We start from the raw sequence: 15,088 nt of genomic DNA on the forward strand, positions 1-15,088 counted from the left end.
TTATCTATTTTAAAGAGCGTTGCTGACTTAGTTTGTTTGGCTAGCTGCTTCGTTGTTTTGAAGCGCTGTCCGTGTCAGCGAGGGCGTATATTAAGGATCTACAGATTTAGTGCAAGTACTTTTTTGAAGAATTAATAAAAAAGTCACTTGTTCTTAATATTTCCGACAAGGGCGTTAAGTTTTAGTCTGATTTTTGAGCAAAAGCAAGATAAATCGTTCACTCTTTATACAATTTATCTTGCTTTGGATGGAAGTGGCTTATTATGCCTTTTGCTCTTGTCTGCGTTTTAACTCATAGACGACAGCAAGAACGACTGTAATAGCAATTAATACTAACCCTAATGCATTCACCGCTGGCGTTAATCCTGTACGGACTTTAGAGGCGATATAGACGGTAAGAGTGGTATCGTAGCCTTTTACAAACAAGGTCGTATTGTAGTTTTCAAAGGACTGCAGAAATGCAATCGCAGCAGCGGAGAATATGGCAGGCTTTAAATAAGGCAACAGAATTCTTCTGAAGGCTTGCCACTGGGTTGCCCCTAAGCTCAATGCGGCATTTTCTAATGTTCGATCAAAGCGCTGTAGTCGCGCTAGCACCATTAACATAACGTAAGCTGCAATAAAGGTTGTCTGAGCAATTACCGTCAACATAATGCCACCGTTTACCGACATACCACGCCAAAAGATCAAGGTTGATATGCCAACGATTACGCCTGGGGTTAACAATGGAGACATCATTAGAGAATATAAAAACGTTTTCCCTTTTCCTTCCACGGTAGAAAGAAACAACGCACAACAGACACCAATCGGTACAGCAACAAGCAACACACCTGCCGCAACCACCACGCTGTTACCTAACGCTTCCCACATGGCACCATCTTGAGCCAATGCGTCAAACCACTTTAAGGTTGCCCCACGCCAAGGAGAGATCGTTGGGAAACGGCTATCGTTAAAAGTAGCCAAGCCCATCACGATTAAGGGAGTAAACAAGTAGAGAAAGAACACACCAATATAGAAGCGCACGCCCCACTTTAGAATAGAGTCTGATTTCATCGTGCGATATCCCCCAAACCTACTTTAAAGACTTTCATTACCAACGCGATAAAACCAATACAAATGATAAGAAGAAGGAAGGCGTAAGCAGCACCTTGGTTCCAGTCTCCACCTTCAAAAAACCAGTTATAAATAATCTGGGTAAACCAACGACTACCGGGTGAACCGAGCAATGCAGGCACTGCATAGCTACCTGCAGCCAACATAAAGGTCATAATGCAGCCGGTAGCAATACCTGGTTTAGCATGGGGAATAATCACTCGATAATGGGTTCTGATCCAGCCAGCTCCTAGGTTACGAGCAGCTTTAACCTGATTGGTATCGAGACTCTCAATGGCGTTATAAATAGGAAAGATCATAAATAGTATGTAGGCGTATACCATACCGATCAAAACGCCCCCGTCACCAGAGAGAAATCTCACTGGACGATCTATCAAGCCCAACCCTAATAACAGAGCATTCAATGGCCCCTTGTAAGCCAAGATGATGTACCAAGAAAAGGTACGTAGAATCTCGTTAATCCAAAATGGAATAATAAGTAACAACAAACATAACGCCGCTTGCTTTGGCGTGGCCACTTTCGCTAGATAAAAAGCCAACGGGTAACTGACCACTAAGGTTAAGAAGGTAACCAACACACTTGACCAGATGGTTTTGAAGAAAATAGATAAGTGAATGGTGTTCCCGAAAAGGGTGGTGTAATTCACCAAAGAATATTGATCCTTTGGCCCCCCAACTTCGCTCGGAAGCAAATTAGGCTTAAACGAGTAATCCACCATTAAGAGCTGCGGCAGTATCACCATGCCAATTAGCCAAATCGCAATGAGTGCAATGATGCCAACTGACAAAGGCCCGCCAAAGCGACCTTTAAGCTGACTATACATCGCTGGCCTCCCCTGCAATGACGATGGCATCTTGAGCACGATAAGACAGGCTCATTGCCCTCCCTGCGACCATATCTTCAGTATATTGATTAGCTGCCAGCTGAATGGCCAGTGACTGAGCTCCCGCAGACTGGCTATTTAAGGTTAGATATGAGCCTTCAAAGTTCACCTCTTCAAGAGTGGTTGGCAACACAAAATCAGCCCCTTCTCCTAACTGGAACGACTCTGGGCGAATGAAGAGTGTCGCACGAGCACCAGGCGCAATGGGCTCAGCTACACGCCCAGCTAATTTACCTAACACCCCCGCATCGATAATAGCCTCACCATTTCGTGATTCAACGACGGTTCCTGAAATGCCATTATTCTCCCCAACAAAGGAAGCAACGAAGGATGTTTGTGGATCACGATAAAGAGCAATGGGATCAGCCACTTGCTGCAGTTTTCCTGCTGACATGACTGCCACACGGTCTGACATTGTCAGCGCTTCACCTTGGTCATGGGTAATATATATAAAAGTGATGCCTGTTTTACGCTGGATTTCTTTTAATTCAGTACGCATGTGCTGACGCAATTTTAAATCCAACGCTGACAAGGGCTCATCTAATAACAACACTTGAGGCTCAACGGCTAGCGCTCGAGCAATCGCGATACGCTGCTTTTGCCCCCCAGATAACTCGGATACTTTTTTAGTACCGCTACCTTCCAGCGCCACTAACTCCAACAAACGATCAGACGTTTTCTTACGCTCCGCCTTCGAAACCCCGCGGACCTCTAGGCCAAATTCGATATTCTCTGCCACCGTCATTAGGGGGAACAAAGCTAAATTTTGGAAAATCATAGAGGTCGGACGCTTGTTAGCAGGCACGCCACGCATATCTTTCCCGCCGATACGAACGGCACCCTCACTAGGGTCTAGGAAACCACTCACCATATTTAAAATAGTGGTTTTACCGCAGCCAGAAGGCCCTAGAAAGCTAAAGAACTCGCCGGATTCTATTTTCAAATCCATCTTTTGTACGGCGGTAAAATCGCCAAAACGCATGACTACATCATCTAAATGAACACTACTGTCCATGGGGCCTCTCGAATCATTTTTATATAAAACGCGGAATGCCCGCTGGCGAACCAGCAGGCATCTATAGAAGGTTACTTGGATAAATTATGCAGATAGGTAACGGTCTTGATACTCGTTACGAAGCGCCACATACCAAGGTTCTTGGATTGGCCACCACCATAGGTTTGCCAAGTCCTGATCGGAGTAGGAATCTTTAAAGAACTGCTTAGTGGCTTCCGGTAGAAGATCCGCAGCGCCCTTAGAAGTAGAGTTGTAGCCCGTCGCTTTCACAAACATAGCACCCGCTTCAGGAGTGTAGTACCAGTTAATGAACTCGTAGACTGAATCGACGTTATTAGCATTTTTAGGAATGACAAAGCCTTCCATCCACGCCAAAGCACCTTCTTTTGGCGCGCCGTAGGCAATTGGCTCACCTTCTTGGCCAAGTTTAAAGGCTGTACTGTCCCAAGTTTGACCTATCAAGGCGCCGTTAGTACGGAAAGCACCTTGCGCTTCGTTTTCAGTAGACCAGAATTGAGCGATCATATCTTTATGCTTAACCGCTTCTTTCAGGATCACATCGAAGTTAGCACGCATGGCTTGTTCTGTTTTGTATGACTCTAAAAGTGGGTAAGGAAGCTTGCCCATTTTCTCTAGCCAAAGACCAATGCCCACAAGTGCTGAATGACCACGCACGGTCACACCGCCCGCATGCTCTGGCTTCCATAAATCGCCGTAGCTCAGATTTTTAGGATCCACATCAGCATAGTCTTTATGGTAAGCAATCGCTTCAGTACCCCAGTCAGACGGAGCAAAATAACGTTTACCGTCTACCACTCCACCCACTTCGGAACCTGACATAGCGCTGTCTAAACAGCCATCCCAGTTAATACGAGTTGTATCTAGTGGTTGAACCAGCTCGTAATCAACATAGCCAGGAACACGATCGACTGTCGGCATGATAATGTCGAAACCCGTGCCGTCTGTAGCACGTAATGAGTTCATCAACTCGTCGTTAGTTCCATAGGGTGTGAATGTCGCATTGATACCCGTTTTCGCTTTAAAGTCGGCCAACATTTCATCGGTAATGTAACCAGCCCATGCGTAAATTCTAAGCTCTTTTGTTGCAGCTATAGCGTTGCCAATTGAAAACGGCGTTGCAGCCACTGCTCCAGCAGCAGACGCGCCCTTTATAAACTGACGGCGAGAAATTGTCATATTAGCTCCTTGTATCCTTTTGACATTCGTTCCCATGACGGGCGACGGAAAGCCACCTTTTTATTAAATATTTGTTTAATTATCTGTGACTAATGTTTCAATTTAGTGACGAAAAAACAAACAGTCAATAGAAACTGACATTTTGGTCAGTATTCATAGCCGAAAAAACCTTCAACTTTTCCTCCAGAGGAGCAATCTATCCAGTCACACCAGAAACTGAAACAAAACCGTCACATTTTGATAATAAAGTAGCCCCATCCAATCCAAGGCCTAATTATTGAAAGCGAGACTAAATTGAAAATCTCCCATGTCACCCGCATCACCACCTCAAGCTATCTAGTGATTGCCGTTGCACTCATTGCGCTGCTACTTTGGAGCACTCAAAAATATCGTAACGCCTTTGAACAAAACGAGGCCTTTAATACGGTGTGGGAAGCGTCTGCCATTCAATTAGAACAAAGGATCGAGCACTACTTAACGACTGGAGAAGCCTCTCTATTAAATGAGTCCGAGCTTTTTATCTCCGAAACCATTACCCCTCTACTAGCCACTTTGCCTGAATCACTTCAGATCTCGTTATCAGAACGTCTTGCGGCCATCTCTAACAGTTTACAATCCGATGTGAGAGCGGCAGGAAAGCTGTCGGGAAATCCCTACGCTTTAATTGAGAACAACGAACGCCAAATGTTGCTGTCGTTGGAGTATTTAAACCAAGAGCTCAACAATGCAGACAGCAGCATCGATTCAGATTTGGTGCTGCAGTACCTCAAAGCCCAAGGCAATATATTCGCAGCACTTTCGACAATGCGTCAGGCCTCAGGCGAATTCTTAAACAGCCCGTCTGATGACAATCGCAACAACCTTACTCAAGCCAATCAATTACTTATTCAGCAGGTGTCTAAGCTCAGCGCCTTACCTGCCTGGCAAAATAGTGATGACTCAGAGGACTCATCAGGAGACGACCTATCAGCCCTGATGGGTTGGGGTAGTGACGAAGACGAAGATGAGGTGTCGGACGCCTTTGAAGAAACGAAAAGCGAGCTTAACACTTGGTCAAATCGATACTTAAAAGATGTGAATACGAGCCTAGAGGTTATCGCTCAAGCAGACCAAGCCAAACAGAATATTCGTCAGCTCATTTCTCAACTAGAAGAGGAGCTTGAAAAAGGCACAGCAACGATTAAGGCCGCGACTGCTGAAACCGAGCGCAATACCTTAATCGCATTTGGCGCTTTCGTGGTTATCATGATCTTAACCACCATCATCACCCACCTATTCCAAACTCGAGTCGTCGTCAACAGTGCTAAGGATTTATACAATGCAGTGAAAGCCTTGGTTGAGAGTGATGACATTCATACTCTCGCCGTTGCCAATAGCAAAAATGAGCTGTCTGATGTCGCTCGTTATTTAAATCGCTACCTTGAGCAAATCGCTGCACAACGGGTTCAAAGGGACAATGAATTACAAAACATTTCAGCGTCCTTGAACGAAATGCTGAACGCATTTGGCCAAGTTCATGACATCAGCATGGCATCTAAACAGGCCCTAGAGCAAACTGTAGAGCAAGCTGGCCATGTGGACGTATTGGCAAACAAAGCGGAGGTTCGCGCTAAAGAGGTAGAGAGCTACGCCAGAGAAACCAGCGTGGCCATGCAGACCAGTCTTCAACAAGCGTCTTCTTTGGAAAAAGCAAACCAAGCAACAGTAGAGCAACTGCAAAGCAGTAAGTCCGCTTTGGTAAACCTTGAAGAGTCCGTGTCCAGCGCCAACTCAATCGTGACAGGTATTCGAGACATTGCCGAGCAGACCAACTTACTCGCCCTCAACGCCGCCATAGAAGCTGCTCGAGCAGGTGAAGCGGGTCGAGGATTCGCTGTGGTGGCCGATGAGGTGCGCACTCTGTCTGGCCGCACTCAACATTCTCTCGCTGAGATTACCGCCATTTTTGATTCACTAACCCTTTCGACGACTAACTTACGCAAAAACTTGGAGCTTATTGAATCAGTGACAGGCGATCAACGTAACCTCACTGTGGAGCTGGGACACTCGGCTCAGGAAGTTCAAACAAAATCGGAGCAGTCTTCAGTCTTATCCCGTAAAGCAACAGGTTACGCAGAAGAACAAAAGCGTAGTGTAAGCTTACTGACAGAGACCGTTGATCGGGTACGCGAACAAGCAGAAGAATCTGAACAGTTCCTAGCACAGATGACAGCGAATATTCGCAAAAAGATCCAAGATATTACGACCACTCTGGGTATTCGCTAACACTGGATGCGTTTGCGACACCTATAAAAAAGCCGATACACACTGTATCGGCTTTTTTGTTCTGAAGGGATCAAATGAGATTAGAACAACACTCGTGCTTTAATAGTGCCTTCTACTTCTTTCACTTTTTCAAGTGCAAGCTCGCCTTCGTCTGCATCCACTTCCATTACCATGTAGCCAAGTTTCTCAGTTGTACGTAAGAACTGGCCTGTGATGTTAATGTCATTTTCAGAGAAGATAGCGTTGATCTTAGACAACACACCTGGACGGTTCTCGTGAATATGTAGAATACGGTGTTTATCCGCTTGTGCAGGCAATGCCACCTCAGGGAAGTTCACTGCAGCAGTTGTCGTACCGACATCAGAGAATTGAATCAACTTCTCAGCCACTTCCACGCCAATGTTTTCTTGTGCTTCCATTGTGGAGCCACCAATATGCGGAGTCAAAATAACATTGTCTAGGCCGCGTAATGGGGATACGAACTCTTCTGCGTTGCCTTTTGGTTCAACCGGGAATACGTCAATCGCTGCACCAGAAATGTTGCCCGCTTTGATAGACTCAGCTAAGGCATCTAGATCTACTACTGTTCCGCGAGAGGCGTTAATGAAAATAGCGCCTTTTTTCACTTGCGCGATTTCTTCAGCACCGATCATCATCTTAGTGCTCGCCGTCTCAGGAACATGCAAGCTGATGACATCTGACGTAGATAACAACTCTTCTAAAGATTTAACCTGACGTGCGTTACCTAATGGTAATTTCGTCACGATGTCGTAGAAGCAAACCTCCATGCCTAAGGATTCTGCCAATACGCTTAACTGAGTACCTATGCTGCCATAGCCAACAATACCCAGACGCTTACCGCGAGTTTCGTAAGACCCTACGGCAGACTTCATCCAACCACCACGGTGACACACAGCATTTTTTTCTGGAATGCCACGAAGTAGAAGAATCAACTGACCAATCACTAACTCAGCAACGCTTCGTGTATTTGAGAAAGGCGCGTTAAAAACAACGATACCTTTTTCAGAGGCTGCGTCTAAGTTCACTTGGTTTGTGCCAATACAGAAACAGCCAACAGCTACAAGCTTGTTCGCATGCTCCAGTACTTTAGCAGTAAGTTGAGTACGGGAACGAATACCGATGAAATGCGCCTCTGAGATTTTCTCAATCAGCTCATCTTCTGCTAGGGCAGTTTTATGGTATTCAATGTTGTCGTAGCCGGCAGCGTTCAACGCTTCGATAGCAGATTGATGCACGCCTTCCAGCAATAAAATTTTGATCTTTGATTTATCTAAAGAGGTATTGCTCATCGCTTCTTCTGACTTCTCTATGGTAATGGGGGATTTTTAAGGGGTTATGTTAACACACAACCCAAATAGACGTAGCAAAGATAGAGGAATGTGGTTCATCTTGACTGGAGCAAAACTCAACTCAACGATAAATTACGTCTTTTTTACGCAATTTAACTGGAGATGTACTGACCAGCCCACTAGAATATACTGATCAAATTTCAAACAACGAGGTGTTCTATGGACATCCAAGAACTTAATAACAATGGTTACGTCAGCCCGGTATCGAGTCAAACATCGACTGGGACTACCGCTAGTTCGGCGACGACCAGCGTAGCTCCTACATCGGTAGATGTGAGCGTTGAGATCTCACCTCAAGCACAACAGTTAGCCCTAGAAAGCATTCAACAGACGACCGTTACACAAGCTTCTGACATTTCTACATTGGCCGACTCAACGGTGGCAGATCCAACGTCAGAATCTCAGTTTGGAACAAATGCAACGGTGAATAACTCCGCATTAGCAGCAGAAGTCTCCGGCACCTCAGGCGCCACATTGAATGGCACACCATCTAACTCAAGCCAAAGCGCGAGCGTTGCTTCCCAATACAATGTCAGCCCTGACACCGCTCTTGGCCAAACCATCGACTTTTCCGCTTAACACCCCAAGTTAGAGCGACTTAGCGTCGCTCTAAAAACACCCCAGCTTCAACGTGATGGGTATATGGGAATTGATCAAACATGGCGAAACGCTTAACTTCATGAGTAGAGCTCAACGCTTCCAAATTATTCTTTAGCGTCTCTGGATTACAGGAAATGTAAAGAATCTGGTCCACTTTACGCACCAACTCTACCGTTGCATCATCCAATCCAGCCCGCGGCGGATCAACCAACACCACTGATGGGTTGAGGGTATCCATACCAGCTTGTACCAGTGCCTTAGGCAACTCCCCTTCTCCATTCAAGGCGGCAGACACATCTTCACTGGCCATTTTAATCACTTGAACGTTCTTAACGCCGTTCATGGCAATATTCAAACTGGCTGAATTCACTGACACTTTGGCAATTTCAGTACCAATAACACGATCAAATCGGCGAGATAAAGGTATGGAGAAGTTTCCATTACCACAGTACATTTCTAGCAAATCGCCAGAACAGTTTTGCGTCACATCCAACGCCCATTCCAGCATCTTTTCACTGATGCCAGCATTAGGCTGAGTAAAGCTATTTTCCACCTGCTGGTAATGATACAGACGACCACCCACTCGCAAGGTTTCCATAACAAAATCGCGAGTAAGCACCTGCTTACGCTTACGGCTACGACCAATAAAGTGACACGCAGGGAACTGCTCGTTTAAAGCCACTGCAGCCTCATGCCAGGCCTCATCGATGGGCTTGTGGTACAGCATACTAATAAGCGCTTCACCCGTTGTGGTCGTTAAGAAATCCACTTGAAAAAGCTTATGACGCAGCACTGGAATGTCTCGAATGGCATCCAATAACTTAGGCATTAATTCATTAATCAACGCAGATGCCGGAATAAACTGATCGACACGAATAGGCTGACGCGGGTCGGCAGAATCAAACATGGCGTAAAATAAGTCGTCACCTTCATGCCAAATACGAAACTCTGCTCGCATCCGGTAGTGGCTTGGCGCACTTTCAAATACTTCGAGTTCTGGCAAGTTCTGATCTGCCATTAGGGCAATCAAAGTATCTTTCTTTGTTTGTAGCTGAGCATCATATTGCTCAGGCTGAATCTGGTCCGGTCTCATGCATGATTTCCGCAAGTGGTTCGTGGAGGCGCGGCATTATACAAAGAGTCCGATTGTTTTGCGAACACCTGAATCACTGCCGCTATAGGTACTCTTGTCCCAGTAGCACTTCTAATGACAAAGTCAGGGACAGAGCCGCTTCATAATCATTGTCCCTTGCATGGGCAATTTGTGGCTTCACTTCGCCAATTAACCAGTTCTCATACAAGAGCTTCTGATACTGAACAAAGTAAAGGACGGTATCAGACGTTAGATTAGGCCACCCATATTGTAGATAACTTAATTGATAGCGTAGTTTGCTGTCACGATTAAGGGCATGGGTCAGATAAAGGTTTTCTCGCCAATAGGTTTGCGAGTCAGAATCCAAATAGGTCGCCCCAAAGTCCACACCCGTACTATAGGTATCATTAATCCTTCGGTCAGCTTTAAGACTGTAACGCCCGCCATTTCCCAGAGAGTAATAGCTAAATAACGACTCCGATTGGGACCACTGCCATTGACCGGTTTTCCAAGACTGAGCGACTTTAAATCGTAGGAACGGGTCCATGGGCATATCTAACAATACCCCCAAGTCCACATTGGTATTCCACTCTTTCTTGATATAGCGTAATGCTGTGGCGACTCGAGTATTACGAGCAGACTGCAAAATGTTTTGCCCTGCTTCGTTTTCACTCACACGGTTATCTTGGGTCAGCTCATCCCCATCCGTCTCAATCACCAAGTTAAGGCGGTTTTCTGTGTTGGGCAGACGAATACGGGTATCTAGGTTAAAAAAGCCAGAAACACCGTCGCCTTCGTCAATAATAGAACCAAATCGCATACTGACGAAGCTTTGGTTAGCAACCTTGTCACGACGTCCAGAAAAGAACGAATCCAGACCGTTTGACCAGTCACTGACTTTCTCGGAGATCACTTCGTGGGTCGATAGAAACCATTCCTGTGAAGCACTCTTCAGAGTGGGCTCCAATGATTTCTGAGGTTGGGATGTGCTGTCTGCGAAAGATAAGGGACTCAGGCAGCCTATCACTGCCCAACACAACACCTTAAGAGAACACACATCCCTGTAATACAACATTTAGATATCCTGCAACATGGCACGAATCATTTTTGACGAGTTTTGCGCCGCCACGACGAGGTACTCTTCAAAACTTGCCGGAGACTCTTTGTCCGCCACATCGGATAGAGAGCGCACGACTACGAATGGTACTTCAAACTTATGACACACTTGGGCAACGGCTGCCGCTTCCATCTCTACGGCTTTCATAGAAGGGAAAAGAGCCCGTGCTTGCGCAACTCGCTCAGCTTCACACATAAACACGTCGCCAGAGCCGATCAAACCTGTTTTGGCTTTAACTTCGCCCACCTTAGCCACTGCCGCCTGGGCGATTGCAATTAATTCTGCATCTGCCGAGAAAGTCTCAGGCATACTCGGAAGCTGACCCGGCTGATAGCCAAATGCCGTGACATCCACATCGTGATGTACCACTTGGTCAGAGATGATCACATCCCCCACTTCTAATTCAGGATCAAAGCCACCAGCAGAGCCAATATTGATCACTTTAGCGGGTGCAAACTTGGTCATCAGTAGTGTCGAGGAGATAGCAGCATTAACTTTGCCGATCCCAGACTTCAGCAACACAACCTCTTTACCATCTAATTTGCCATGGTAAAAATCGCAGCCAGCTTCACTGGACTCAACGACGTCTGTCATCCACTCTTTGATCACAGCAACTTCTTCGTCCATCGCTCCGATTAAACCAATTACACTCATGTTTTTTACCTTATGTTTTAAATCGCCGACACAAATCAGCTACTTGATCTGCACTTGGGAGCGCAGCTCCCACTTCAAAATATTTTATAAAATCAGGACGCTCTAAGAAGTCCTCTACGGTCACGACAACTGACGTTTCCGGTAAATCTAGCGTCATCAGACCTTGAGCTGTGTGCTTGTCTAAAAGAAGAACAACCGTCTGGGGACTAAAGCCCAGATTGGCTTCTAAACGCTCCATATCAGGCTCTTTACGGGCGGTCACACCTTGCGCTCTCAACTCAGTTTGCCAGACTGCCTGTACTAAGGCGCTCCCCCCAACTAACAACCACTGCTGTTCACGCTTGAAACCTTCTACCAGATTGATAGTGGGCCTAGTAAAGACTTTTTGCAAAGCTCTTAACATGCCATAACTAAATAAGTGGCTGTGAGGAAGCCTAGGATATGGGTCTTCTTGTTTCACATCGCCAACGTAAAGCAGAGGTAAATCGGATGCCTCATCACACATGGTTATAAGGCGAGAAATACCTTTTTCAGCTTTGCTTTGATCCCCTACGCCGACTAACAAACCGTCATAGGGAACAAGCTGCGCCCGGCTGGAATGAAAGAATTCATCGAACGAACCAAAAACATCCAGCTCAATATTTAACCCAGTAAGTAAGGCCTTAACCTTCGCAGCACTATAAAAATCATTTTCTATGAATGCGACTACTTTGTAAGCAAGGCCGCTATTATCCTCATCAGCTCCTATCGGCTCAATCGTTGATAGTAAGGTAATACGCCCTGAGCCTTCATAAAACACCCGCCCTTTCACAAGCTTAGGCAGCACTTCTAGCAACCACGCTAGAATTGGAGTGGGTTCAGAGGCCCCCTGAACTGAAATCGTTAACTTACTTACTTGCCAATCAATCATTAGTCGACGACCGGCCATGTTGCCATTAAGACAAAGCAAAAGTGCTATTTGCAACAAACATTTATGGTCTGAACTCCAACGCGCCTTTCTCGTGGCAGCCGTTAATGGCATCCCAAGTTCAATCTCTGCTAACTGCCCAGACGACAAATGAAATATGCGCCCTACTGTCTCTAATTGCTCAATAAAAAGATCGCCTAAAGTCTGCTCAGAGGTCGCGATTTCAGCCTGGTTAGAAAGGGCGCTTAATAAACCATGAACTGCCCTTAGCCAATATTCAGGTCGAACAGCGTCAACCTCATCGTAGTCTCGATCTAATAAACTCATTTCATTTATCAAAACTTCGGGTTCGGGACGCGGACGATCCAAAGCGTTATTCGGATGTAAGTTATCGATATGCCAAGCCAAACGCCTCAACTCAGTGATATCTCTACCAACCAACATCACACCACGAAAGCCATACTCATTTACGAAAGAGTAAGTCAGCCACTCATAGATCTTGTTTACATGTTCTGCTTCTAGTTCGAAACGACCACCAAAGTCACCTTTCAAAGCGCTCTGAATGGGCTGATGGAAATCTAACGGTGCCATGTCAAAAATCGTCTTTGCAACACCATAATCAGGGAAAATAGTTTTCGCTTCTTGGTTGATAGCCGTGACGCGGGCGGACTCATCACAAAATAATATAGCTGACTGGAGGGAATCCAAGAGGAGATGCAAATGCTGCTCACCAGCTTTAAGCTGAGTTTGAAAGCGATTCATTTGCGCAATCAGAGGCTCAAATTCTTCAAAGCTTACATTAGACTTCTGTGCCATCGTAGGCATGGACGACAGGGGCCGATACATCCAGCGGCGAGCATAGTACTGCACAGACCAATACAACAGGGCTATGCCAAATACCACAGCACCACAAGCCAATAAGAACCATTGACTGACACTCCCTGACAAGGGCTGGATAAGCTTTAGCTCCACCTTAAATTTATCGACCAATGCTGGCAAAGAGAGCACGCTAGTATGACCAATAGTCACCGTCTCATCATCCAACCTCGGAAGCGTATCTTCAAATAAGGTCTTGCCTGTTAAATCTTGCAATCTCATATAGTCCACATCCGCTCCGGACATAAGATCGCTGGATAAGGCTAGGTTATTATCGAGTGAGATAAAGCCATAGAGGTAGCCTTTACTTCTGCCGACGTCATCCACAGGCAATACTTTTTTGAACACCAGCAGCTCACTACCTTCACTTGAGGTTAATCTCATCCAATAATTGAGCCGTGCTTTATTTGATAAAACATTTAACGCATCACGAGTATAAAGACGCGAGCGAGGGTCTAACATGCTCTGCCCATCCGACAGTTGCACATAGAAAAAATCTAAGCCACCAAAAAACAACACATCATGGAGCTGGAACAAGCTATCTAAATCACCCTCTTTACCTACTTGCTGGGCCAAATATTTCGCTTCAAACTCAGCACGATCTAGATAAGCCGAAAAGTTTACTTGAACCGCCAAAGCCCTTTGTTTTAACAACTGCTCCGCTTGGTCTTGGCGCGCGGCAAAATCCGTGGCCCAGAGAATGCCGATCAGCAGCAGTCCAATTAAGGTAAAAGCAAAGCCTGAATGGCGGGTAAACTGCCGCTTTAAACTCACTGAGGCCATAGGGGCCTCGAATAAATAAATGCCTGCTCGTAAATGATGTTCAACGTTTGTTCATCCATTTCTTGTGTAATCAATTGCGAGGATTCGGCATAAACCATGGGGGAAAGACGAGACTCCATATGCGCCTTGACCACTTCTGCCGTTGCTATAGCCATATTGTCATGCATACCCAAAACTGTAACCAATAAATTGGGCCTGGAAGACTCCCCTGGATACGGCGCCTGACCACTCCAGCTATTGGTATAGGAATAGGGAACTTGTGCTGCTTTGAGCGCCTCCCACACACCTAGACTGATATTCGGCGTGCAGGCAAAAATAAACTGCTCACGACCAGTGTCTTCATCATCAATGTGAAGACTGCTGTGGTCAAGGGATGACATGGCCGCTCGATACCCTTCTTCAGATGAATCCGCCACAATATAATAATCGCGAACGGATCGACCAACCGTTTCCAGAGCATTTACAAAGGTACTACATCGGCTGTCATAGAGATAAGCATCTTCCACAGTCACCACATCAATGGTTGCATCGTTACTTAGCCGACGATCCAAATAGCTGGCTAATCGCCCCATAGACTGAGAATAATCTACCCCAATATAAACTAACGGCGGATGAAAGCGCCAAACACGAAAGGGAGTGGAAACATTCAACATAATGACTTTTGGGTAATCACGTTTTAGCACACGCTCTAACTCGGGACGTAGATACTCAGTTACACTATCTATCACTAAATAATCAAAGCGTGACACTCCTACCGCGTCAAATGCCCTCACTACATCTCTCACATCGTGGCCATTGGGGAGATAGTAGACATCCAACCGATAATCAATTCGCAAGATCTGCATGCGACGCTTGAACGCAATCAGCCAGGCTTTATTTTCGATATCGCTGTCGCTACCAGAGAAAATCACGCCAATTTGAAGTGTCGCGGTTTGAAGGGAGTTTATTGGGGCCGGGAGCGAATGCACACGTACTGCGAGTTGATCAAGCAAGGCCTGTTGGCCAGGGTTTTCTTCTAAGAAGCGCTGCAGGGTGACACCTTTTTGACCGAACACGCCCCCCCAACTGATCATGGGGATCATTAAAAGCAATAGGCATAAAGAACGGACATCAAAGCGCATTGTTAGAGTACATCTCAATGGGGAATCAAGACATTCTAACGGGAACACACCTGAAATAAACTGCAGACGAAAAAAAAGCCGACTTAAAGTCAG

Annotated in this window: 12 protein-coding genes; 2 read left to right on the top strand and 10 right to left on the bottom strand. The window is 45.9% G+C overall.

Annotated features, from left to right (window positions below; translation table 11 throughout):
• Window positions 1-261 precede the first annotated feature (261 nt).
• The 4 genes from ACFQ45_RS05420 to ACFQ45_RS05435 all read right to left on the bottom strand — a co-directional run bounded on the left by ACFQ45_RS05420 (window position 262) and on the right by ACFQ45_RS05435 (window position 4,209).
• A complete protein-coding gene (locus ACFQ45_RS05420; protein ID WP_377365968.1) occupies window positions 262-1,053 on the bottom strand; it encodes an ABC transporter permease in 792 nt (263 codons plus the stop codon).
• Window positions 1,050-1,937 carry an ABC transporter permease gene (locus ACFQ45_RS05425; protein ID WP_377365969.1) on the bottom strand — a complete coding sequence of 296 codons (888 nt, stop codon included), beginning with the start codon at window positions 1,935-1,937 and terminating at the stop codon, window positions 1,050-1,052. Before ACFQ45_RS05425 ends, ACFQ45_RS05420 begins: the two co-directional genes overlap by 4 nt.
• Window positions 1,930-3,012 (bottom strand): ABC transporter ATP-binding protein, encoded by a 1,083-nt coding sequence (locus tag ACFQ45_RS05430; protein ID WP_377365970.1) that lies wholly within the window; start codon window positions 3,010-3,012, stop codon window positions 1,930-1,932. The genes ACFQ45_RS05425 and ACFQ45_RS05430 overlap by 8 nt, the downstream gene beginning before the upstream one ends.
• A gap of 84 nt (window positions 3,013-3,096) precedes the next feature.
• The gene (locus ACFQ45_RS05435; RefSeq protein ID WP_377365971.1) at window positions 3,097-4,209 is read right to left on the bottom strand and encodes an extracellular solute-binding protein; all 1,113 of its coding nucleotides are present in this window, start codon (window positions 4,207-4,209) and stop codon (window positions 3,097-3,099) included.
• Window positions 4,210-4,503: 294 nt separating this feature from the next.
• On the opposite strand from ACFQ45_RS05435, the gene ACFQ45_RS05440 reads away from it, so the two are divergent.
• A complete protein-coding gene (locus tag ACFQ45_RS05440) occupies window positions 4,504-6,474 on the top strand; it encodes a methyl-accepting chemotaxis protein (protein WP_377365972.1) in 1,971 nt (656 codons plus the stop codon).
• An 80-nt stretch (window positions 6,475-6,554) separates the two neighbouring features.
• On the opposite strand, the gene serA is transcribed toward ACFQ45_RS05440, so the two are convergent.
• Entirely contained in the window at window positions 6,555-7,784 is a 1,230-nt protein-coding gene (gene serA, locus ACFQ45_RS05445; protein WP_377365973.1) for a phosphoglycerate dehydrogenase, read from the bottom strand.
• Between the two features lie 219 nt (window positions 7,785-8,003).
• Here serA and ACFQ45_RS05450 point away from each other — a divergent pair, with 219 nt between their 5' ends.
• The gene (locus ACFQ45_RS05450) at window positions 8,004-8,423 is read left to right on the top strand and encodes a hypothetical protein (RefSeq protein ID WP_377365974.1); all 420 of its coding nucleotides are present in this window, start codon (window positions 8,004-8,006) and stop codon (window positions 8,421-8,423) included.
• A 19-nt stretch (window positions 8,424-8,442) separates the two neighbouring features.
• Here the strand turns inward: ACFQ45_RS05450 and trmA are convergent, their stop codons facing one another.
• The 5 genes from trmA to ACFQ45_RS05475 all read right to left on the bottom strand — a co-directional run bounded on the left by trmA (window position 8,443) and on the right by ACFQ45_RS05475 (window position 14,947).
• Window positions 8,443-9,537: a tRNA (uridine(54)-C5)-methyltransferase TrmA gene (gene trmA, locus ACFQ45_RS05455; RefSeq protein ID WP_377365975.1), complete on the bottom strand. Its 1,095-nt coding sequence runs from the start codon at window positions 9,535-9,537 to the stop codon at window positions 8,443-8,445.
• A gap of 82 nt (window positions 9,538-9,619) precedes the next feature.
• Window positions 9,620-10,612: a hypothetical protein gene (locus tag ACFQ45_RS05460; protein WP_377365976.1), complete on the bottom strand. Its 993-nt coding sequence runs from the start codon at window positions 10,610-10,612 to the stop codon at window positions 9,620-9,622.
• Entirely contained in the window at window positions 10,613-11,308 is a 696-nt protein-coding gene (gene mtnN / locus ACFQ45_RS05465) for a 5'-methylthioadenosine/S-adenosylhomocysteine nucleosidase (protein ID WP_377365977.1), read from the bottom strand.
• Window positions 11,309-11,318: 10 nt separating this feature from the next.
• Window positions 11,319-13,874: a PAS domain-containing protein gene (locus ACFQ45_RS05470; protein ID WP_377365978.1), complete on the bottom strand. Its 2,556-nt coding sequence runs from the start codon at window positions 13,872-13,874 to the stop codon at window positions 11,319-11,321.
• A complete protein-coding gene (locus ACFQ45_RS05475; RefSeq protein WP_377365979.1) occupies window positions 13,862-14,947 on the bottom strand; it encodes a type 1 periplasmic-binding domain-containing protein in 1,086 nt (361 codons plus the stop codon). Before ACFQ45_RS05475 ends, ACFQ45_RS05470 begins: the two co-directional genes overlap by 13 nt.
• Window positions 14,948-15,088 lie beyond the last annotated feature (141 nt).

This window comes from Rhodanobacter aciditrophus, assembly GCF_042679525.1.
Classification (GTDB): Bacteria; Pseudomonadota; Gammaproteobacteria; order Pseudomonadales; family Marinomonadaceae; genus Marinomonas; species Marinomonas aciditrophus.